Annotated in this window: 20 protein-coding genes and 1 tRNA gene; 8 read left to right on the forward strand and 13 right to left on the reverse strand. The window is 48.9% G+C overall.

The features are described from left to right. Positions 1-277: 277 nt before the first annotated feature. A complete protein-coding gene (gene trxA, locus M988_RS19945) occupies positions 278-604 on the reverse strand; it encodes a thioredoxin TrxA (RefSeq protein ID WP_004089255.1) in 327 nt (108 codons plus the stop codon). 168 nt (positions 605-772) lie between these two features. Here trxA and rhlB point away from each other — a divergent pair, with 168 nt between their 5' ends. Both rhlB and gppA read left to right on the forward strand, forming a co-directional pair. Continuing rightward, on the forward strand, positions 773-2,062 hold the full coding sequence (gene rhlB / locus M988_RS19950; RefSeq protein WP_004089253.1) for an ATP-dependent RNA helicase RhlB: 1,290 nt from the start codon (positions 773-775) through the stop codon (positions 2,060-2,062). Between the two features lie 6 nt (positions 2,063-2,068). Beyond that, positions 2,069-3,562, forward strand: coding sequence for a guanosine-5'-triphosphate,3'-diphosphate diphosphatase (gene gppA, locus M988_RS19955; protein WP_008815828.1), 1,494 nt, complete (start codon positions 2,069-2,071; stop codon positions 3,560-3,562). Between the two features lie 79 nt (positions 3,563-3,641). Here gppA and rep read toward each other — a convergent pair whose 3' ends face one another. Together rep and M988_RS19965 are read right to left on the reverse strand one after the other, a co-directional pair. Continuing rightward, positions 3,642-5,666 (reverse strand): DNA helicase Rep, encoded by a 2,025-nt coding sequence (gene rep / locus M988_RS19960; RefSeq protein WP_008815827.1) that lies wholly within the window; start codon positions 5,664-5,666, stop codon positions 3,642-3,644. Positions 5,667-5,748: 82 nt separating this feature from the next. Beyond that, entirely contained in the window at positions 5,749-6,420 is a 672-nt protein-coding gene (locus M988_RS19965; RefSeq protein ID WP_004089248.1) for a helix-turn-helix transcriptional regulator, read from the reverse strand. A gap of 80 nt (positions 6,421-6,500) precedes the next feature. Here M988_RS19965 and M988_RS19970 point away from each other — a divergent pair, with 80 nt between their 5' ends. The 3 genes from M988_RS19970 to ppiC are packed head-to-tail and all read left to right on the forward strand — an operon-like array spanning position 6,501 to position 8,193. Further along, positions 6,501-7,487, forward strand: a complete 987-nt coding sequence (locus tag M988_RS19970; protein WP_064575461.1) for a threo-3-hydroxy-L-aspartate ammonia-lyase — start codon at positions 6,501-6,503, stop codon at positions 7,485-7,487. Then, positions 7,484-7,864 carry a RidA family protein gene (locus M988_RS19975; RefSeq protein WP_061059348.1) on the forward strand — a complete coding sequence of 127 codons (381 nt, stop codon included), beginning with the start codon at positions 7,484-7,486 and terminating at the stop codon, positions 7,862-7,864. Before M988_RS19970 ends, M988_RS19975 begins: the two co-directional genes overlap by 4 nt. A 47-nt stretch (positions 7,865-7,911) precedes the next feature. Beyond that, positions 7,912-8,193 carry a peptidylprolyl isomerase PpiC gene (ppiC, locus tag M988_RS19980; protein WP_004089245.1) on the forward strand — a complete coding sequence of 94 codons (282 nt, stop codon included), beginning with the start codon at positions 7,912-7,914 and terminating at the stop codon, positions 8,191-8,193. 55 nt (positions 8,194-8,248) lie between these two features. Here ppiC and ilvC read toward each other — a convergent pair whose 3' ends face one another. After that, complete coding sequence (gene ilvC / locus M988_RS19985; RefSeq protein WP_008815824.1) at positions 8,249-9,730, reverse strand: ketol-acid reductoisomerase; 1,482 nt, start codon at positions 9,728-9,730, stop codon at positions 8,249-8,251. Positions 9,731-9,941: 211 nt separating this feature from the next. Here ilvC and ilvY point away from each other — a divergent pair, with 211 nt between their 5' ends. After that, complete coding sequence (ilvY, locus tag M988_RS19990; protein ID WP_008815823.1) at positions 9,942-10,823, forward strand: HTH-type transcriptional activator IlvY; 882 nt, start codon at positions 9,942-9,944, stop codon at positions 10,821-10,823. Positions 10,824-10,843: 20 nt separating this feature from the next. Here ilvY and ilvA read toward each other — a convergent pair whose 3' ends face one another. From ilvA to M988_RS20020, 7 genes are all read right to left on the reverse strand, one after another. Beyond that, positions 10,844-12,403 (reverse strand): threonine ammonia-lyase, biosynthetic, encoded by a 1,560-nt coding sequence (gene ilvA, locus M988_RS19995; protein ID WP_008815822.1) that lies wholly within the window; start codon positions 12,401-12,403, stop codon positions 10,844-10,846. Positions 12,404-12,405: 2 nt separating this feature from the next. Further along, positions 12,406-14,256 (reverse strand): dihydroxy-acid dehydratase, encoded by a 1,851-nt coding sequence (gene ilvD / locus M988_RS20000; RefSeq protein ID WP_039189858.1) that lies wholly within the window; start codon positions 14,254-14,256, stop codon positions 12,406-12,408. A gap of 171 nt (positions 14,257-14,427) precedes the next feature. After that, complete coding sequence (locus M988_RS20005; RefSeq protein ID WP_004089240.1) at positions 14,428-15,360, reverse strand: branched-chain amino acid transaminase; 933 nt, start codon at positions 15,358-15,360, stop codon at positions 14,428-14,430. Between the two features lie 67 nt (positions 15,361-15,427). Next, positions 15,428-15,703 carry an acetolactate synthase 2 small subunit gene (gene ilvM / locus M988_RS20010; protein ID WP_039189862.1) on the reverse strand — a complete coding sequence of 92 codons (276 nt, stop codon included), beginning with the start codon at positions 15,701-15,703 and terminating at the stop codon, positions 15,428-15,430. Continuing rightward, positions 15,700-17,346 carry an acetolactate synthase 2 catalytic subunit gene (gene ilvG, locus M988_RS20015; protein ID WP_064575463.1) on the reverse strand — a complete coding sequence of 549 codons (1,647 nt, stop codon included), beginning with the start codon at positions 17,344-17,346 and terminating at the stop codon, positions 15,700-15,702. The genes ilvM and ilvG overlap by 4 nt, the downstream gene beginning before the upstream one ends. Before the next feature lie 140 nt (positions 17,347-17,486). Then, complete coding sequence (gene ilvL / locus M988_RS22570) at positions 17,487-17,585, reverse strand: ilv operon leader peptide (RefSeq protein WP_071778685.1); 99 nt, start codon at positions 17,583-17,585, stop codon at positions 17,487-17,489. A 133-nt stretch (positions 17,586-17,718) separates the two neighbouring features. Then, the gene (locus M988_RS20020; protein WP_064575465.1) at positions 17,719-18,948 is read right to left on the reverse strand and encodes an MFS transporter; all 1,230 of its coding nucleotides are present in this window, start codon (positions 18,946-18,948) and stop codon (positions 17,719-17,721) included. A gap of 358 nt (positions 18,949-19,306) precedes the next feature. Between M988_RS20020 and M988_RS20025 the strand changes: the two genes are divergently transcribed. After that, entirely contained in the window at positions 19,307-20,833 is a 1,527-nt protein-coding gene (locus M988_RS20025) for a YifB family Mg chelatase-like AAA ATPase (protein WP_039189866.1), read from the forward strand. Between the two features lie 26 nt (positions 20,834-20,859). Here the strand turns inward: M988_RS20025 and M988_RS20030 are convergent, their stop codons facing one another. Then, positions 20,860-21,198, reverse strand: a complete 339-nt coding sequence (locus M988_RS20030; RefSeq protein ID WP_004089230.1) for a MaoP family protein — start codon at positions 21,196-21,198, stop codon at positions 20,860-20,862. 122 nt (positions 21,199-21,320) lie between these two features. Between M988_RS20030 and hdfR the strand changes: the two genes are divergently transcribed. Then, a complete protein-coding gene (hdfR, locus tag M988_RS20035; RefSeq protein WP_064575476.1) occupies positions 21,321-22,148 on the forward strand; it encodes an HTH-type transcriptional regulator HdfR in 828 nt (275 codons plus the stop codon). Between the two features lie 191 nt (positions 22,149-22,339). On the opposite strand, the gene M988_RS20040 is transcribed toward hdfR, so the two are convergent. Further along, a tRNA-Trp gene (locus M988_RS20040) sits at positions 22,340-22,415 on the reverse strand. Between the last annotated feature and the right edge of the window lie 43 nt (positions 22,416-22,458).

The following is a 22,458-nucleotide window of genomic DNA, read 5'->3' on the forward strand; positions in this document are numbered from 1 at the left end:
TACTCATTGATGATATGAAGGTGCCTTACGGTTTAAAACCTATGTTTTAGCTTGCTGGCCCCAACCGTGATGACCGCAGTAGTTCTCGAAGGTCACACTAGGGTTTAAAACACAGAGGTCTCAAAACAGAATAAAACTTAGATTCTAACTTTATGATTCAAACTACAGGTAAGTACTGTATTGCAGTGAGGTTAAACTTAACACGCTTATTCGCGGACGTCTAGCGGTCAGTCGCAAGAAAACGACTAACCACCAGACAACATCATAAATATGATGGTTACAGATTCGCGTCCAAGAACTCTTTCAATTGAGTTTTGGACAAAGCACCGACCTTAGTCGCAGCCACTGCGCCGTTTTTAAACAGCAGCAGGGTTGGAATACCGCGAATGCCAAACTTCGGCGCAGTCGCCGGGTTTTCATCGATATTCAGTTTAGCAATGGTCAACTTGCCTTCGTATTCAGTCGCGATTTCATCCAAAATCGGAGCAATCATCTTGCATGGACCACACCATTCTGCCCAGAAATCAACCAGAATCGGGCCTTCAGCTTTTAATACATCGGTATCGAAGCTGTTGTCACTCAGGTGAACAATTTTATCGCTCATGTTCTACTCCACAGGATTAAGTCTGCCTTTATTGGTATAATCTTAACCTACTAGACCGATCATCTTCCAATAAAGGGTTGACTTTATTTCAACGGATACGCGTTCGTAAAGCAATACTTTCGTGAACGTCTTTCGTGAACATAGCGTTAACTGTTATTCTACGACACTATGAGCAAAACACACTTAACTGAACAGAAGTTCGCCGACTTCGCCCTGCACCCAACGGTGGTCAAAGCCCTTGAATCTAAAGGCTTTCATAACTGCACGCCTATTCAGGCACTCGCATTACCCCTGACAGTGAATGGGCGTGATGTAGCAGGTCAGGCACAAACAGGCACCGGCAAGACGCTGGCTTTTTTAGCGTCAACTTTCCATTATTTACTCACTCATCCTGTCGCAGAGAACCGTAAAACCAATCAGCCAAGAGCGCTGATTATGGCTCCGACACGTGAATTAGCCGTTCAAATTCACTCTGATGCCGAGGCACTTGCGCACGAAACAGGTCTGAAACTTGGTTTGGCATACGGTGGCGATGGCTACGATAAACAGCTGAAAGTGCTCGAAAGTGGTGTTGATATTCTGATTGGCACTACGGGTCGCTTGATCGACTATGCTAAACAAGGCCATATTGACCTCGGCTGTATTCAGGTTGTGGTTCTTGATGAAGCCGACCGCATGTTCGACTTAGGCTTTATTAAAGATATCCGCTGGCTATTCCGTCGGATGCCTGCGACCAATCAGCGCCTAAATATGATGTTCTCCGCTACATTATCTTATCGTGTACGCGAACTGGCCTTCGAACATATGAACAACGCTGAATATATTGAAGTGGAACCAGAACAAAAAACGGGTCATCGCATTAAAGAAGAGCTGTTCTACCCTTCTAACGAAGAAAAAATGCGTTTATTACAGACGCTGATCGAAGAAGAGTGGCCAGATCGCTGCATTATTTTTGCCAATACCAAGCACCGCTGCGAAGATATCTGGGGCCATTTAGCCGCAGACGGACATCGTGTAGGCCTGCTGACAGGCGATGTGGCTCAGAAAAAACGTCTGCGTATTCTGGATGACTTCACCAAAGGCAATCTGGATATCTTAGTGGCAACCGACGTGGCTGCCCGTGGATTACATATCCCACTGGTGACTCACGTATTCAACTACGACTTACCTGACGATTGTGAAGACTACGTTCACCGTATCGGCCGAACTGGGCGTGCAGGTGAAAGTGGCTATTCCATCACACTAGCTTGTGAAGAATATGTACTCAATCTGCCGGCAATTGAGGCCTATATCGAGCACTCAATCCCCGTAAGTAAGTACAATAGCGAAGCGCTGCTGACTGATTTACCTGCACCGAAGCGATTAACTCGCCCTCGGAGTAACAACGGCCAACGCCGTAGTTCAGGTCCGCGCCGTAATAACGGTTCGATGCGTCAAAGTCGTAAACGTACGAGTTAATTATTTATGCGCAGCTCCGCCTCATTGTATGCCGCTATTGATCTTGGTTCTAACAGCTTTCATATGCTGGTTGTGCGTGAGGTGGCGGGAAGTATTCAGGTACTGGCCCGTATTAAGCGCAAAGTACGTTTAGCTGCGGGTTTAGATAGCGAGAATCAACTATCTGACGAAGCCATGCAACGCGGTTGGCAATGCCTGCGCTTATTCTCTGAGCGCTTACAGGATATTCCGCGCGAACAAATCCGCGTGGTGGCAACCGCGACGTTGCGCATTGCTAAAAATGCGCAGCAGTTTATTACTCAAGCTGAAGAAATCCTCGGCCGCCCAGTCCAAGTTATCAGTGGTGAAGAGGAAGCTCGCCTGATTTATCAAGGCGTAGCACATACCACAGGTGGCTCGGCGCAACGTTTAGTGGTGGATATCGGTGGCGGTAGCACCGAATTAGCGGCTGGGACAGGCGCGACGGCAGATGTCCTACACAGCCTTCAAATGGGATGTGTGACATGGCTTGAACGCTATTTTAACGATCGTAATCTCACCCAAGAAAACTTCGATCGTGCAGGTCTGGCTGCGCGCGAGATGCTGTTGCCCGTGGTCGACAGCTTAAAACAGCATGGCTGGCAGATCTGCGTCGGGGCGTCAGGCACGGTTCAAGCGTTGCAGGAAATAATGGTTGCTCAGGGGATGGATGAACGCATCACGCTGAACAAACTACTGCAAATGCGCCAACGCGCGATTCAGTGTGGCAAACTCGAAGAGCTGGAAATTGAAGGGCTCACTCTTGAGCGAGCGCTGGTGTTTCCGAGCGGCTTATCGATCCTGATTGCGATTTTCGAAACCTTAGAGATCGAAAGCATGACATTATCCGGCGGCGCTCTGCGCGAAGGTCTGGTGTATGGCATGCTAGATCTTCCCGTGGAGCAGGATATTCGCTCGCGGACAATTCGTAATATTCAGCGCCGCTATCAGCTCGATATCGAGCAAGCTGAGCGTGTCAGCCTGCTGGCCGAAAGTTTTGTTCTGCAATTATCTAAAAGTTGGCAAATCGATAGCCGCAGTGCTGAGCTACTGCACTGGGCCTGTTTGCTGCATGAAGTTGGCCTAAGCGTAGACTTCAAACAGTCAACGCAGCATGCCGCCTATCTGATTAGAAACATAGATCTGCCAGGGTTTACCCCGGCACAAAAGAAGCTACTGGCTGCTTTGCTGCAAAATCAAAACGGCATGCTAGATATGACTGCTTTAAGTCAACAAAATGCGGTTCCACAAGAAATAGCACATCGCTTGTGCCGCATTCTACGGTTGGCGATTATCTTTGCTAGCCGCCGCCGTGATGACACCATGCCACTCCTGAATCTAAAAGCTGAAGGCGACAAATTACATGTTGTCCTACCCGCGGGTTGGCTACAGGCACACCCGCTACGCGCGGAAAACCTACATCAGGAAAGCCTGTGGGAAAGCTATGTACACTGGACCCTGTTGGTAGAAGAAATCGAATAAGCCCGATTTAATGATATGAAAAAGGCATCCTAACAGATGCCTTTTCTCATTATGAACGATGAAATACGCGCAATAACAATTAGCTTCCGCCCTTTGCCTTCGCCAACATCGCACGAATATTCGCGACGTTTGCTTGACCCTTTTGCATTCTCTCTTGTGGGCTGACCACTTTACGCTCCGTCTCCCAATTCAGATCGTCTTGTGGTAACTCTAATAGAAACCGACTTGGCTCAGGACGCACTAATTCTCCGTATTGGCGGCGCTCGCGGCATAGGGTAAACACGAGCTCTTTTTGTGCTCGGGTTATTCCCACATAGGCCAATCGCCGCTCTTCGTCGACGTTATCTTCGTCAATACTGCTCTGATGTGGCAGTAAACCTTCTTCCATGCCGACAAGATAAACATACGGAAACTCTAGCCCTTTAGAAGCATGTAGCGTCATTAACTGTACCTGATCGGCCTCATCTTCACTTTCGCCTCGCTCCATCATATCGCGCAGAGTAAAACGTGTGACGACCTGAGTCAGCGTCATTGGCTCATCAATATCACTGCCTTCTAGCATTTCTGTCATCCAGCTAAACAGCTGATTGACGTTTTTCATGCGCATTTCGGCTGCTTTTGGGCTAGGCGAGGTTTCAAACAGCCAGCTCTCGTAGTCAACGCCATGAATAAGATCTCGCACCGCCGCTATTGGCTCACGCTCTGACAGCGCAGAAACTTCCTGCATCCAGTGCGTAAAACGCTGCAGAGATTCTAACCCCCGTCCGGTCAGCGTTTGGCTAAGACCAAAATCAAAGCTGGCACGGAACAAGCTAATGCCTCGATGATTGGCCCATTCACCCAATTTTTGCAGCGTCGCAGGGCCGATCTCACGCCGCGGCGTATTAACAATGCGCAGAAAAGCGCTGTCGTCGTCTGGGTTGGTCAGAACACGCAGATAGGCCAATAAATCTTTAATTTCTGGGCGCGAGAAGAATGAAGTCCCCCCGGATATACGATACGGAATGCGGTTTTGCATTAGCATTTTTTCAAATACGCGAGACTGATGGTTCCCGCGATACAAAATCGCATAGTCACTATAGGAGGTTTTATTGATAAAGTGATGAGCGATGAGCTCCCCCACGACGCGTTCCGCTTCGTGATCTTCATTATTTGCCGTAATGATTTTTAGCTCTTCACCATACCCTAATTCAGAGAACAGTCGTTTTTCAAATACGTGCGGATTGTTGGCAATGAGAATGTTAGCTGACTTCAGAATGCGCTGCGAAGAGCGATAATTCTGCTCCAGTTTAATCACCTGCAAAGCAGGGAAGTCCTCTTTCAGCAATACCAGATTCTGCGGACGCGCACCACGCCACGAATAAATCGACTGATCGTCATCGCCCACGACGGTAAATCGTGCTCGATTGCCTACCAACAGTTTTACCAATTCATACTGACTCGTGTTGGTATCTTGATATTCATCCACCAGCAAATAGCGAATGCGCTGCTGCCAACGTTCACGCACCTCTTCATTGCTACGCAGCAACAACGTTGGCAACAGGATTAGGTCATCGAAATCAAGCACGTTGCAGGCTTTTAGCTGAGCATCATACAGCTGATAACAATGCACAAATATCTTGTCGCGCTCAGAAAATGCATGCGTCGCCGCCTGCTGGGGATCGATAAGATCGTTCTTCCAGTTTGAGATCGTCGAAATCAGTTGCTTGAGCAGATCCTTATCTTTCTCTAGCCATTGTTCAGTCAGATCCGTTAGCAATGCCAGCTGATCCTGATCGTCAAACAATGAGAAATTCGCCTTCATTCCCAACGCTTTATATTCTCGTTTGATGATCTCTAATCCCAAGGTATGGAAGGTGGAAATCATCAGGCCACGCGCTTCTTTTCGGCCCAGAGTCTGCGCTACGCGCTCTTTCATTTCACGGGCAGCTTTATTAGTAAAAGTCACCGCGGCAATATGGCGAGCCTGATAGCCACATTCACGGATCAGATGCGCAATTTTGTTTGTAATAACACGGGTTTTGCCTGAGCCGGCCCCAGCCAGAACTAAACAAGGACCAGTAACAAATTCAACAGCCTGCTGCTGACCGGGATTTAAACGCATGAATGACTTAACCTGAATATGATTGCGACAAAAGAACAAGACGGAGGCGAATTGTAGCAGAAACCAAGCAGCGAAAATAAACTCAGCGCGTGGGTTCTACCTTCAATGCGTTATATACCGAAGCACGTGAAATCCCCAGTTCATCCGCGACAATTTTTGCCGCCCCACGCAGTTGCAACAAACCGGAGGTTGCCAGATGACGGATCAATACTTTTCGTTGTGGAGCCGATAGCGCACGCGGCTGACTCGACATTGCCGCAGCATAATCTTCAATCGCGCGTTTCACATCCTTAGACCCGAAACTACTGCGTAAACTTTCCTGAGTAGGAGCATGCTCGCTATCCACAGAGGTAAGCTGAGAAAGCACACGCTGAACGGAATCCAGCAAAGAAACATCCATATTCAGGCATAGCGCGGCAACAAACTCGCCCTGACTGTTACGCAAGCCGATCGAGGTACTTTTTGCTGGGCGCCCATCAGGAAATCGATTGGCGTAATTTTGCACCACATCAGGATAGTGTGGATCTCGAATGCGAGCCAATCCCATCTCGGTTGAGGGGTCGCCAATCTTTCGACCAGACAATGGCTGCTCTATCGCCACGATAGAATGCATCGGGTTGGTCAGATCGTGCAGTACCACTTCACAGGTAGGCGCAAACATTTCTCCCAACGCTTTAGCAATTTTAGCGCCTTCACGCAGCAATAGCTGGTTTTCGCTCAACACTTCTGCAGTGGAGCTTTCATTATTTTTCATATAGCGCTTTCCTTTTTGTTTTACTGATCGTATAAAATTATACAAAATGACAAAGAAAATTGCACCCCGAGGAGAAAATCATGCCCCTGTTAACGATGGCAGTTAGTGCAGATGATGTAAGAGAAGCGGCAAAAAACCTTCAAGGTGCGGCACACCGCACCCCAGTTCTCACCTCCACCCAAGCGAACGCTATCACTGGCGCAAATCTGTTTTTCAAATGTGAAAACTACCAGCGAGTTGGAGCATTTAAGTTTCGCGGGGCTTATAACGCAATAAGCCATTTAACACAGGAACAAAAGAAGCGTGGGGTCGTCGCTTTCTCTTCCGGCAATCATGCGCAGGCGATGGCGCTAGCGGCACGAGAATTAGAAGTGCCGGTGACTATAGTGATGCCACACAATGCTCCTGCGGCCAAACTAGCAGCAACACGCGGTTATGGGGCCGAGGTCATTATTTACAATCGCCAAAAAGAAGATCGAGAAGCGATCGCTGCCGATCTGGCGGCTAAACGCGGCTTAAGCATCATACCTCCGTACAACCATCCACACGTGATTGCAGGCCAAGGCACCTCAGCTCTCGAGTTATTCGAAGAGGTTGGTGAGCTTGATTTCTTATTTGTCTGTACTGGCGGCGGTGGATTACTTTCTGGTTGCACCATCGCGGCTAACCACTTAGCTCCAGACTGTCGTGTATTTGGCGTTGAGCCAGAAGCCGGTAACGACGTTCAGCAATCTTTGCGCAGCGGGGAGCGCGTTAGCATCCCTGTTCCCGATACTATCGCCGATGGCGCACAAACCCAATGCGTTGGTGAACTAACCTTCCCAATTATTCGGAACTTTGTCGAAGATATTCTTACCGTCAGCGATCAGCAACTCTGCAATCAGATGCGTTTCTTCATGGAACGAATGAAAATGGTGGTTGAACCCACTGGGTGCTTAGCCGCTGCAGCAGCGATGAGTGGAAACATTGATATCCGCGGAGCACGTGTGGGAATCATCGTTAGCGGCGGCAACGTAGACGCAGAGTCCTATGGTGACTTTATTAAACGCGGCCAGAGTCTATCATGAAAATAATCCATTCAGATAAGTTACCAGCCCCCGGAGGGCACTATTCCCCCGCGGTGCTTTCGGGCAACCATCTCTATATTTCTGGTCAGTTACCAATTTCGCTCGACAACCCGCAACCGCGAGGCGATTTAGCCGAGCAGGCGCATGTCGTTTTTAGCAATATTGACGCCTTGCTAGCTACTGAAAATATTGATAAGTGCCATTTGATCAATGTGCAGATCTATCTTTGTGATGTCGCCCTATGGCCAGAACTCAATCGGCTGTATGCCGAGTGGATGGGAGATCATCGACCTGCCCGTACCGTGGTACCTTGCTCAGCCCTACATTATGGAGCACTGCTCGAAGTCAGTGCCATTGCAGAAATAACCCTTAGCTGAGTACACTAGAGAAAATCTCTCTAATGCCTTCATCTGGAGTATCCTCGATGGCAAAAAACGCGGCAGCATTGCATATCCTTGTAAAGGAAGAAAAACAGGCGCTGGATCTTCTCGAACAGCTAAAAAATGGCGGTGATTTTGAGAAGCTGGCCAAGAAACACTCTATCTGCCCATCTGGCCGTAAAGGTGGTCACTTAGGTGAATTCAAGCAAGGCGCAATGGTACCTGCTTTCGATAAAGTCGTGTTCTCTTGCCCACTGCTGGAACCTTATGGTCCGCTGCATACACAGTTCGGTTATCACATTATCAAAGTGCTTTATCGCAACTAGTAAAAATTGAAGCAGTAAAAAAGGCGCCTCGGCGCCTTTTTCATGTTTTCGCGAATTAACCCGCCACGGCGATACGCTTCATATCTTTCATATAGCCACGCAGCTTATGACCAACGGCTTCAATTGGATGATTGCGAATCGCTTCGTTCACGTCACGCAACTGAGCGTTATCAACCGCCGTCGCTGTGCTAGCGGCTTTGCCTAAATCGCCAGTTTGCAGTGAAGACATAAACTTCTCTTTCAGCAATGGCACTGCCGCATTCGCAAACAGATAGTTACCGTATTCTGCGGTATCAGAGATAACCACGTTCATTTCATACAGACGTTTACGGGCAATGGTGTTCGCAATCAGCGGCAGCTCATGCAGAGATTCGTAATATGCTGACTCTTCAATGATGCCAGAGGCTACCATCGTTTCGAATGCCAGTTCGACGCCCGCTTTAACCATAGCAATCATCAGAACGCCTTGGTCGAAGTAATCCTGCTCCGCAATTTTGCCTTCGAACTGTGGCGCAGTTTCAAATGCTGTTTTGCCGGTCTCTTCGCGCCAAGTCAGCAATTTGATATCATCTTCAGCCCAGTCAGCCATCATTCCGCTTGAGAATGCGCCAGAAATGATGTCATCCATATGCTTTTGGAACAGCGGAGCCATAATGCCTTTCAACTGTTCAGATAATGCATAAGCACGCAGTTTGGCTGGGTTCGACAAACGATCCATCATCAGGGTAATTCCCCCCTGCTTCAGCGCTTCAGTGATGGTTTCCCAACCAAACTGCACCAATTTTTCTGCATAAGCAGGATCGGTACCGTCCGCCACCAGCTTGTCAAAGCACAGCAAAGAACCTGCTTGCAGCATGCCACACAGAATAGTTTGTTCACCCATCAGGTCAGATTTAACTTCTGCAACGAAAGAAGACTCCAGAACCCCCGCACGATGCCCCCCAGTGGCTGCGGCCCAGGCTTTAGCAATCGCCATACCTTCACCCTTAGGATCGTTTTCAGGATGAACCGCAATCAGCGTCGGTACACCAAAGCCACGCTTATACTCTTCACGTACTTCAGTACCCGGACACTTCGGCGCAACCATTACTACGGTAATGTCCTTACGAATTTGCTCACCCACTTCAACAATGTTGAAACCGTGCGAGTAACCCAGCGCTGCGCCATCTTTCATCAGCGGCTGTACGGCTTTTACCACCGCCGAATGCTGTTTGTCTGGAGTCAAGTTAACCACCAGATCTGCCTGTGGGATCAGATCTTCGTAGGTACCGACTTTAAAACCGTTTTCGGTCGCTTTACGCCATGAGGCGCGCTTCTCGGCAATCGCCTCTGCACGCAACGCGTAGGACACATCCAAACCGGAGTCGCGCATATTCAGGCCTTGGTTCAGCCCTTGCGCACCACAGCCAACGATCACCACTTTTTTACCTTTCAGGTAACCCGCTTCATCTGCAAATTCTTCGCGCCCCATAAAGCGACACTTACCCAGTTGCGCCAACTGCTGACGCAGGTTCAATGTGTTGAAATAGTTAGCCATCGTGTGCTCCATTGTTTTGTTGTTGGACGTTGTGTTTTCGCTCTAAAGGCGACGTCTGCAAGTTAATTATTTTTCACTTCCCCGCCTGTCTGTCGGGGAGGTTCTCGTCAAGGAGAATGAACCCATCATATGACAGGATTTGTATTGCTTAAATTGATATATTACGAAGATGTCATTGCAGTTTTTGCAATGTAATGAGCGGAAATCACCCATGGATCTTCGAGATTTAAAATTATTTATCCACCTAGCCGAATCGCGCCACTTTGGCCGCACCGCGCATGCCGTGCACGTTAGCCCATCAACGCTCTCACGACAGATCCAACGGCTCGAAGAAGAACTCGGCCAGCCGCTGTTCTTGCGTGATAACCGAGATGTTCGGCTAACCAGCGCCGGTGAACAGTTCAAAATCTTTGCTCAACAAACGCTGCTGCAATACCAACAGTTGCGCAATGCACTCGGACAGACTGGGCCAGCACTCACTGGAGAACTACGTCTGTTCTGCTCGGTGACTGCCGCCTACAGCCACCTGCCGTCAGTGCTTGATCGCTTTCGTGCTCTGCATCCGTTGGTCGAGATCAAGCTCACCACCGGTGACGCCGCCGATGCCGTCAGCAAGATTCAGTCGGACGAAGCCGACCTCGGCATCGCTGGTCGCCCAGAAACACTGCCCACCAGCATTGAATTCACCAAGATTGGTGAGATCCCGCTGCGTCTGATTGCCCCTGCGCTACCGTGCCACATTCGCTCTTTAGCGCTTGCAGAGCAGCCTGACTGGTCACAGATTCCCTTTATCCTGCCGCAGCATGGGCCTTCGCGTCAGCGAATCGATCTGTGGTTCCGTCGGCAAAAAATCAGTAACCCGCAAATCTACGCCACTGTCTCCGGCCATGAAGCGATTGTGTCGATGGTCGCGCTCGGCTGCGGCATCGCCCTGTTACCCGATGTGGTGCTGAATAACAGCCCTGAGTCAATTCGTGCTCGTATCACCGAACTTGAACATGTCTCGATGGTTGCTCCTTTCGAATTGGGCGTTTGCGTGCAGAAAAAACGGTTGGAAGAGCCGTTGATTCATGCATTCTGGCAGCTGTTATAGCCACCAGCACCCTCTTCAAATCAGCCCTTCAAGAAGAAACGGAAAGCCGGATTATCCGTTTCATCATGACACTCATAGCCAAGTTCATGCAGTCGCGATTCAAAGTTTGGATCGCTATCTGCACGTTCAAACGCAGCTAGAACGCGGCCAAAATCGGTGCCATGACTGCGATAATGGAATAACGATATATTCCAATGGGTGCCCAGCGTACTTAAAAACTTCAGCAACGCACCTGGCGACTCAGGGAACTCAAAGCTGTAAAGTCGCTCCTGCAGTGGTTTAGATGGACGTCCCCCGACCATATAACGCACATGCAGCTTCGCCATTTCATCGTCAGAAAGATCGACTACCTGATAACCGCCATTCTGCAACAGTGCTAAAATCTCTTGTCGCTCCGCCACTCCGCGCGTTAGACGTACACCAACGAAAATGCAGGCACTATCAGCATCGGCATAGCGATAGTTAAACTCAGTGACCGAACGGCCACCTAACAATTGGCAAAATTTGAGGAAGCTGCCCTGCTGCTCTGGGATCGTCACGGCTAATAGCGCTTCGCGTTGTTCGCCAAGCTCACAGCGCTCAGAAACATAGCGCAAGCCATGGAAATTAAGGTTGGCTCCCGAAAGTACATGCGCCAATCGCTCTCCCTGTATCTGATGCTGCTGAACGTATTTCTTCAAACCCGCTAGCGCCAATGCACCAGAAGGTTCTGCCACAGCTCGCACATCTTCGAACAGATCTTTCACTGCCGCACAGATCGCATCGCTATCGACGGTGATCACATCGTCTAGGTATTCGCGGCAAAGGCGGAAGGTTTCATCACCGATGCGTTTCACCGCCACACCTTCAGCAAATAAGCCAACACGGGCTAAATCTACCGGATGCCCCGCATCCAACGCCGCGCGTAAACAGGCCGAGTCCTCGGCTTCAACGCCGATCACCTTAATCTGCGGCATCAGCTGTTTGATCAACACCGCGACACCAGCGGCTAAGCCACCGCCACCAACGGGAACAAACACGCGATCCAGATGAGCATCCTGTTGTAACAACTCCATAGCCAAAGTGCCTTGGCCCGCGATAACCGCCGGGTGATCGAAAGGAGGAACAAACGTCAGATTTTTGCTCTTGGCTAATTCAATCGCGTAGGCTTTGGCTTCATCAAAATTTGCACCGTACAGCACGGCTTCACCGCCAAAGCCACGCACCGCATCTACTTTAATATCAGCGGTAGATACCGGCATCACAATGGTGGATTTAATGCCTAAACGTGAGGCGGAAAGCGCGACTCCCTGAGCATGGTTGCCTGCGGAGGCCGTTACCACACCGTGAGATTTTTGCTCTTCGTTAAGACCGGCGATCATCGCGTAGGCCCCACGCAATTTGAAGCTGTGCACTGGCTGACGATCTTCTCGTTTGACTAAAACCGTATTGCCAATTCGTTCGGATAGCTTAGTCATGGTCTGCAGCGGGGTTACCTGAGCAACCTCATACACTGGAGCTCGTAACACCGCACGCAGATATTCAGCTCCACAGGGCTGCTCTGGAAGCACTTCTTTTTGCGCCTTAGCAGAGGAAGTCATGGTTAGCCTCCCAGCTTCGATTTATCGCGTACCGCACCACGGTCTGCGCTAGTTGCCAGCATGGCATAAGCACGCAAAGCAAAGGATACCTGACGCTCACGCGCTTTAGGTGTCCATGCCGCATCACCTCTCGCCAGCTCTTCTTCCCGGCGATTGGCCAGTTCACTTTCCGAAATGTCTAACTTGATGCCACGCTGTGGAATATTGATATCAATCATGTCGCCGTCTTGTACTAGGGCAATGATGCCGCCGCTCGCCGCTTCAGGAGAAACATGCCCAATTGACAGACCAGATGTACCACCAGAGAAGCGACCATCGGTAATCAACGCACAGCTTTTACCTAACCCCATCGATTTCAGATAGGTCGTCGGATACAGCATTTCTTGCATGCCAGGGCCGCCTTTTGGCCCCTCGTACCGGATAACAACAACGTCACCCGCGACAACTTTCCCCCCCAGAATAGCGTCTACTGCCGCATCTTGGCTTTCATACACTTTCGCTGGGCCACGGAAAATCAGGCTCTCTTTTTCCACACCGGCGGTTTTCACAATACAGCCATCTTCAGCGATATTGCCATACAGCACGGCCAAACCACCGTCTTGGCTATAGGCAAACTCGCGGGTTCGGATACAGCCTTCTTGGCGGTCAGTATCCAGAGAATCCCAGCGGCACTCTTGCGAGAATGCTTTTGTTGTACGGATACCCGCTGGGCCAGCGGTATACATCTTTTTGACACTTTCATCTTCTGTGACCATCACGTCGTAGGTTGCTAACGTTTCAGGTAAGGTCATGCCCAGAACGTTATTCACTTCCCGATTTAGCAGCCCAGCACGATCCAGTTCACCCAAGATCCCCATCACGCCGCCTGCGCGATGTACGTCTTCCATATGGTATTTCTGGGTGCTTGGCGCGACTTTACACAGATGAGGAACCTTACGTGACAGACGATCGATGTCCGTCATGGTGAAATCAACTTCGCCTTCCTGTGCCGAAGCCAACAGATGCAGAACGGTATTAGTTGAGCCGCCCATGGCGATATCCAACGTCATCGCGTTTTCAAACGCCGCTTTGTTAGCGATATTGCGTGGCAACACGCGTTCATCGTCCTGCTCGTAATAGCGTTTAGTCAGTTCGACAATGCGTTTGCCCGCATTCAGGAACAGATCTTTACGGTCAACGTGGGTGGCCAGCAATGAACCATTTCCTGGTTGAGATAAACCCAGCGCTTCAGTTAAACAGTTCATGGAGTTAGCGGTGAACATACCGGAACATGAGCCGCAGGTAGGGCACGCTGAGCGCTCAATTTGTTCACTATCCGCATCCGATACGTTTGGATTGGCGCCCTGAATCATCGCATCAACCAGATCCAGCTTGATGATTTGATCGGATAGCTTGGTTTTACCCGCTTCCATCGGCCCGCCCGACACAAAGATCACTGGAATATTCAAGCGCAGTGACGCCATCAACATCCCTGGGGTGATTTTGTCGCAGTTGGAAATACATACCATGGCATCAGCGCAATGTGCGTTAACCATGTATTCCACAGAGTCGGCAATCAACTCGCGGGAAGGGAGGGAATACAGCATACCGCCATGCCCCATAGCGATACCGTCATCAACCGCAATCGTATTAAACTCTTTGGCTACGCCACCTGAGGCCTCGATCTGCTCTGCAACCAGTTTACCCAGATCGCGCAGATGGACATGACCAGGCACGAACTGGGTAAATGAGTTAACCACAGCAATAATCGGCTTACCAAAATCTGCGTCGGTCATTCCTGTTGCTCGCCATAATGCACGAGCGCCCGCCATATTACGGCCATGTGTGGTTGTTGCAGAACGATACTTTGGCATGCTTAATTCACTCCAGCGTAAGCCTGTGCTCAGGCTTTTATCTATTTATGCGGGCGGGAACGAACCGCCCGTCTTATCCCTTTCATACTTCACGCTGCACGTGCATTGGTTGCCTGCAACCCGATGTATTTCGGGGTTATATTTTGATGAATAACCTGTCTGTCACTTCAATTACTTAGCGTTAACTAAATCCAACCAGCCCCACTGATCTTCGGTCTTGCCGGTAAACAGGCCAAAGAAGGCTTCCTGAATCTGTTTCGTCACTGGACCGCAGCGACCAATACCCACCTGAATGCCGTCTACGCTGCGCACTGGGGTAATTTCTGCTGCTGTGCCTGACATAAAGACTTCGTCTGCCAGATACAGTGATTCACGCGACATAACCTGCTCACGAATTTCAAAACCAGCATTTTTTGCCAGTTTGATAATGGCATCACGCGTGATCCCCGGCAGCGCCGCAGAGGTGAACGGCGGGGTGAAAATAATGCCATCTTTCACCATAAACAGGTTTTCGCCCGCGCCTTCTGATACATAGCCATGCACATCCAGTGCGATACCTTCCTGATAGCCATGACGTCGAGCCTCAGAACCAACCAGTAAAGAGGAAAGGTAGTTACCACCGGCTTTTGCCGCGGTTGGAATGGTGTTTGGTGCTGCACGATTCCAAGAAGAAACCTGAGCATCAATCCCCTGATCCAGTGCGTCTGCGCCCAGATATGCTCCCCAAGGGAATGCGGCAATGATGACATCTGTTTTGTAACCTTCAGGCGGGTTAACGCCCATGCCAACATCGCCGACAAATACCAATGGACGGATGTAAGCACTGGTCAGATTATTTTTGCGCAGAGTTTCACGGCAGGCCTCCATCAGTTCATCAACGCTGTAGGAAACTGGCATGCGATAGATCTTGGCGGAGTCGCGCAGGCGCTGCATATGCTCACGGTGACGGAAAACTGCAGGGCCATTGTTGGTATCGTAACAGCGCACCCCTTCAAATACGGAAGTGCCATAGTGCAGCGCATGAGACATTACGTGTACTTTAGCTTCTGCCCATGGAACCATCTCGCCATTGAACCAAATATAATCAGCTTTCTTAGTGGTCATTCTTCTTTTCCTTGTCGCGTCTCATGCGCGTAATTAATGTTATTAATCTTGTAACAAACGTAATCGGTTAACAAACAGCCTGTTTACGTGCGGTCTGAGGCTGGATCTCAACGCTGGCAACATCCATCAATTTATTCAGCTGCGATGACAGCAGGTTGATTGGCCGTTGGCTCGACACCGTCAGTTCGATGCTCACACTGTCTGAATCCAGCGTCTGAGCCATATTCATAGCACAAACCTGAAAGCCACGGTGACGAATAACGCGCAGCACACGCTCTAAAACTTCTGGGCGGAATCGTGCCTGAATAGCCAATTGATGTTGCGAAGATGTTAACTGCATCATGATATTTTCTCCATCATAGATTCATTGCCTGCGCCCGGCGGAACTAAAGGCCAGACATTATCTAATTCGTCGATGGAGACATGGAGCAGGTAAGGTCCCTCGCTGTTTAACAGCGTATCCAGTGCCGCGTCGACTTGATCTTTACGGGTGATAGTCTGACCAGAAATTCCAAACGCGCTGGCCAACATGATGAAATCGGGGTTATCTGACAGATTGGTTTCGCTGTAGCGACCATCAAAAAAGAGTTGCTGCCATTGGCGAACCATGCCCAAACGTTGGTTATCCAACAAAATGATTTTCACTGGCAGATTTTTACGTTTGATAGTGCCCAGCTCCTGCACATTCATCATGAATGAGCCGTCGCCGGATACACAAATCACCATATCATCAGGACGAGCCATCTGTGCGCCAACCGCAGCAGGAATACCAAAGCCCATCGTGCCTAAGCCGCTTGAGGTAATAAAATTTTCTGGGCGAGCAAACTGCATATGTTGCGCAGTCCACATTTGATGCTGACCAACGTCGGTTGTCACCACCGCTTCAGCGGGCTTGCGGTCAGATAACTGTTTCAAAAACAACGGTGCATAAATTGCCTGTCCCGGATGATCGTAACGCCACGGATGCTCAGCTTTCAGGCTGATAACGTCATATTGCCATTCACCAATACTCAATGGCTGACTCAGCGCTGGCAACATTTGGTTTAAATCACCGCACAATTCCACGTGAGCCTGACGTAGCTTACTCATTTCGGCAGGGTCGATATCCATATGAATCACTTTAGCGTGGGGAGCAAACGCATTCAGTTTCCCAGTAACGCGATCGTCAAAACGTGCACCAACGGCAATCAGTAAATCACATTGCTGTACTGCAAGATTAGCCGCCTTCGTGCCGTGCATCCCTAACATGCCTAAATAACATGGATGGTTAGCGTCTGGAGCCCCTAAACCTTTCAGCGTCACTACTGCTGGAACGCCGGTTGCATTAACAAAATCTCGTAAAGCGGGAACGGCCTGAGCCATCCCCACACCACCTCCAACGTACAGCATTGGCTTTCTCGCCTTAGCCAACAGCTCACGCGCCTGTTGTAATTCCTCTTGGCAAGGCGCCATCACTTCTGACACCGCAGACAGATGCGCAGCCAATTCACCTTCAGCCAACTGAATATCTTTTGGAATATCAATTAACACCGGTCCAGGGCGGCCACTGGTTGCTACTGCAAAGGCCTCAGCCATAATACTTGGCAGCGCTTCCAGCGATTCCACCAGAAAACTGTGTTTGGTACAGGCCAGAGACAATCCCAGAACATCGATCTCTTGAAATGCATCGGTGCCAATCAGAGCTGAACCTACCTGCCCAGTGATCGCAACGATGGGAACTGAATCCAACATGGCATCAGCCAGCCCAGTGATCAAATTCGTTGCGCCTGGGCCGGAAGTCGCAATACATACGCCAGGTTTTCCCGTTGAACGGGCATAGCCAATAGCTGCAATGACAGCGCCTTGCTCGTGCCGACACAGTAGGTGTTCCACACCACCGTCATACAATGCATCGTATACCGGCATAATTGCGCCACCTGGATAGCCGAAAACTTTATCAACACCCTGTGCTCGCAACGCTTGTACTACCCACTGTGCGCCATTCATAGTTTAATTCCCCGCCCTTTTACTGGGACAACAGGATTTTATTCTGTCAGTCATTTTCTGTTCCCCGCCACTTTCTCATTGCGAAAAAAAACCCCCGGACCTTTCGGTGCGGGGGTTCTCGTTTGATTCAGACTTGATTTTTAAGCCTTTCTTCGTCCAAGTGCTGCCCCGCACGGTGGGATAATAATCACCACCACACTAATCACGACGAGGCTGAGTACTTGGACGAGAGTTTTCATAAATAGTTTTTTCTGTTGCCTTCTGAGCTAATGCTTAAAGAGTTATCACAGTTCTTTGCTGTCTGACAATAATTTTTTTGCGTAACCATTAAACAAAAACGGCTCAAATCACACCCAATAATATGATTTAACATCATTTTATTGTGGTTTCCTCTGAGGAAATTTTTCTTCCCAACGATGCGCCTTGTGTATCTCGGCCAAAGGAAATTAGCACAATAATGACCACCGCAACGCTACCGGCAATAATGGCCATCGCCAAGCCGTAGTTTTGACCGTGACTTTCAGCAATGGTGGCTTGAAGCGTTGCGTTTACCGAAGCAATCAGATTCCCCAACTGATACACGAAACCAGGTAATACAGCACGCGTATTCGCGGGAACCAGCTCATTCAGATAGGTTGGGATAACGCCCCAAGCCCCCTGAACCATGAATTGCATTAGGAAAGCGCCAATACCAAGCATGAGCGAACCACCGGAGAATGCCCACAGAGGAATCACAGGTAAAGCCAGCGCTGCTGCAATAATAATGGCCTTTTTACGCCCGATTTTTTCTGATAGAACGCCAAAGAATACACCGCCGATAATTGACGCAATATTGTAGCTAATAGCAATGATACTGACGGTTTTAGGATCGAAACCATGCTGAATTTTCAAAAATGCAGGATACATATCCTGCGTGCCATGACTGAAGAAATTGAACGCCGCCATCAGCAAAACAAGATAGATACAAAGCTTCCAGTGGCTCTTCAAAACAGGTAATAACGCAGTGCTTTCTTTGCGCTCACGCGCTGCCAACCAAACGGGAGACTCGGGGACTTTGAAATAAATAAACGGTAATAACACTATCGGTATCGCGCCAATGACAAACATGCCTCTCCAACCGACAAGCTCAAACAACGAGCCATATACCACCGCTGCCAGCAAATAGCCAAACGGATAACCGGCCTGAAATATGCCTGACATTAGACCGCGTGAACGGTCTGGAATAGTTTCCATAGCCAGAGATGATGCAACCCCCCAGATACCACCCATCGCAACGCCATAGAGCACTCTGAGTACTAGGAAAGTGGTGAGAGAGGGAGCAGTGGCGGAAAGCAGCTCAAAGATTGAAAAAAACAGGATATTTACCATCAATATTGGCCGGCGGCCATACTTCTCCGCCGCGCGCCCAAACAGCAAGGCACCAATAGGACGTACTGCGAGCGTCAATAAAATCGCTAGCGTTACCTGTTCCATACCGACATGAAAAGCCGCTGCAATATCGCTAAGTAAGAATACGAGGATAAAAAAATCAAATGCGTCGAGCGTCCAGCTTAGAAAGCTCGCAATAGCAACGTTACGTTGCTGGCTTGACCAACCAAACATAGTGAATTCCCTACCGTAGAGTATGAGGCGCTTTTTAGCGTTTTTATAGGAGACAACTGCACAGCCTGTTAATTGTGGTTTGTTATGCAGAATGTCTTTTTGTATTACTAATGTTAAATATAACCCTCTTAGCTACAGGGCCAAAACAATTAGCACGCTATCTTTGTTAAATATTGTATGTTAAATGTTAAGTTTTGTTGCCACCACAGAGTCTGGCCCGCAGATTCAAATGGAAAGCTTGGCATATGCATCAAAAGGGTGGAATCAAGTACTCAAAACACATAGCTCAGACTGGCGGTTTAAATCTTTAGTCGCATGATGTCGCTAAACAAGGAGGTGGCTATGCTCGAAGGTGACTATGTCAGTAGCGATGATTAATACCCGTGCGGCAATCGGTGTCCAAGCTCCAGCCGTCAGCGTTGAAGCACATATCAGCACAGGATTGCCTGGTTTTACGCTGGTAGGCCTACCCGAAGCCACCGTGAAAGAAGCCAAAGACCGTGTTAGAAGCGCCATCATCAACTGCGGTTTTACTTTTCCGGCCAAACGTATAACGGTCAATCTGGCTCCAGCTGACTTGCCCAAAGAAGGAGGACGCTACGATCTGCCCATTGCTATTGCGATTTTAATTGCCTCTGAGCAGCTGAGCGCGACGTCAGTGGAAGGATTGGAGCTGTTAGGTGAATTAGGCCTCTCAGGCGCCCTACGACGCATTCAGGGCGCAATTCCTGCAGCTATGGCTGCTCAACGAGATCAACGGAAGTTAATTGGCCCTGCTGAGAATGAGGAAGAGTTAGGCCTTCTTGGAGAACAACAACCACACCTCATTGCTGATAATCTGCTCCAAGTATGTGATTTCCTGAGTGGCGATTTAAAACTCCTCACGCCAAGAGGAACGCAACTATCCGCGATCCCCTCAAACAACAAAGACATGCGAGATATCATTGGGCAGGAGCAAGCCCGTAGAGCGTTAGAAATTGCCGCAACCGGAGGACATAACCTGCTGTTGTTAGGGCCTCCGGGGACGGGGAAAACCATGCTAGCCAGTCGGCTGAATAGCATATTGCCTCCACTCACGAAAGAAGAGGCACTTGAGAGCGCTGCAGTGGCTAGCTTGGTGCATCAATCGACTACTGGGCAATCTTGCTATCAGCGGCCATTCAGAACCCCGCATCACAGCGCCTCAATGGCTGCGCTCATCGGCGGTGGCTCTTTGCCTAGGCCAGGAGAGATATCTCTCGCACATAATGGTGTTTTATTCTTAGATGAACTGCCTGAGTTTGAACGTCGTGTTCTTGATGCGCTACGTGAACCACTAGAATCAGGGGAAGCTTGCATTTCAAGGGCTTTAGCTAAAGTTACGTTTCCAGCAAGGGTGCAATTAGTTGCAGCAATGAACCCTAGTCCCACTGGGCACTACAAAGGCATTCATGCTCGAACACCGCCACAACAAATATTGAAATATTTATCTCGTCTATCGGGGCCTTTTTTAGATCGGTTTGACCTCTCTATTGAGGTTCCATTACTACCTGCAGGAGTACTAAGCATTCAAAAAACTACAGGGGAAAGCAGCGAGATGGTCAGACAGCGGGTATGTCTAGCACGTGAGGTTCAATATAAACGTTCTGGGAAACTTAATGCCCACCTAGCAGGAAAGGAAATGGACAGGGTTTGTGGCCTATCCCAGCCAGACGCCGCATTTTTAGAACAGGCGCTAGAGAAGATGGGACTATCGGTAAGAGCTTGGCATCGCATACTTAAAGTTGCTCGCTCTATTGCCGATCTCGCACAATGTGAAAACATAAACCGCTCGCATATTGCAGAAGCACTGAGCTATCGCTCGATGGATCGACTAATTCAACATTTACATCAAGCGCTACAATAAAAAACGGGGCCTTAAGCCCCGAGTTTTTAGTCATCACTATCGGTATATTCTTCAACCGTATCCATCTGTGGTTTCCCACCAGATAGAGTATGGAAACGCTTAGGACGACGGATTCGTGCTATGTACTTAGACCAGATCTTCTCAGCCTCTGTTGCAGGCTGGCGCTCGCCACGGCATACCGCAACGAACAGTTCTTCTTCTTCCGTTTGCGGTTCGCGAGTTCCTAAATCCAACTCGTTAAATGCATAACCGAAACGCTCAAGAACCTGAGCTTCTTTAATTGTGAAGTCACCGTGGCGTGAAAAACCACGTGGATAATGTTTATTGTCAAAAAAACGATGATTTGTGCTGAAGCTTTCCGCCATCTGACACGCTCCTAAATTTTCTTATTGCTGTACTACTTATGGCGCGGAGTATTAGTTAGGCTTGACAACGTGTAAAACAAAACATTTAAATCATCATGATTAATATTTTTGTGGGAGAGACAGTGGATAGCGAATTATTAAAAACCTTCTTGGAAGTCAGCAGAACGAGGCACTTTGGCAAAGCCGCAGAATCGCTTTATCTAACACAATCAGCGGTTAGCTTTCGTATACGGCAATTAGAAACACAGGTTGGTGCCGATCTGTTTACTCGTCATCGCAACAATATCCAACTCACTGAGGCTGGTGAACGATTAGTACCCTACGCAGAAAAGCTGATGGAAACATGGTTACTGGCAAAAAAAGACGTTCTCAAAAGTCGCCAACATAAAGAACTTTCTATCGGTGCACCAGCAATGATGTGGGAGGCATTATTGATCTCATGGCTAACTGGGGTTTATTGCCAGAAACCAGAGATTTTACTTGAGACTCGCATAGGGCAACGACACACACACGTCCGACAATTGCATGAACGCCATCTAGATCTATTGATCACAACAGAAATCCCCAAAATGGAGGAGCTGTCGACAGAAAAAGTCGGTGAGTTTTCATTACAACTACTTGCCACTGCTGAAGGCAGCGAAGCGAAAAACCTGCCTTATATTCGCTTGGAATGGGGAGCTGACTTCTCACGTTTTGATGAGCAACTTGTTAGCAGCAATAAACCACCTATTTTGACAACGAGCTCAATCTCAATTGCTAGCCAAATAATGAGTCAGACCGGAGGGAGAGCATTTTTCCCTGTCAACTGGGGGCAAAGTGGCTTTTACATTGATAAGTCACAGGAGGCTCTTATGCGACCAATTTATGCCGTTTGGCTACATAACAGCGATAGAAAGGAAGAGATAAAGTTCCTAACACAATCGTTGGCGGCGTTCTACCAAAAGTCTTAATGCTTATAATCGAATGTTATTAGGTCTATTGTTGGGCGTAAATGTACAGAGATGTATAAGAAGCGTCCAACAGTTCAGGAACAGAGACTCTATTCCACGAAAATCGGACAAAAACGTCTAAAAAGTAGGGTGATATATGTTGCCAGATTTCAAAAGCAAAAAAGCCTTCCGCAAGCGGAAGGCTAATTATATGGCAGGGGCGGAGAGACTCGAACTCGCGACACCCGGTTTTGGAGACCGGTGCTCTACCAACTGAGCTACGCCCCTAAAGAACGCTAACTATTATCCCGCTATGCGATGATAATTTAAA

Source organism: Hafnia paralvei ATCC 29927, from assembly GCF_001655005.1.
In the GTDB taxonomy this organism is placed as follows: domain Bacteria; phylum Pseudomonadota; class Gammaproteobacteria; order Enterobacterales; family Enterobacteriaceae; genus Hafnia; species Hafnia paralvei.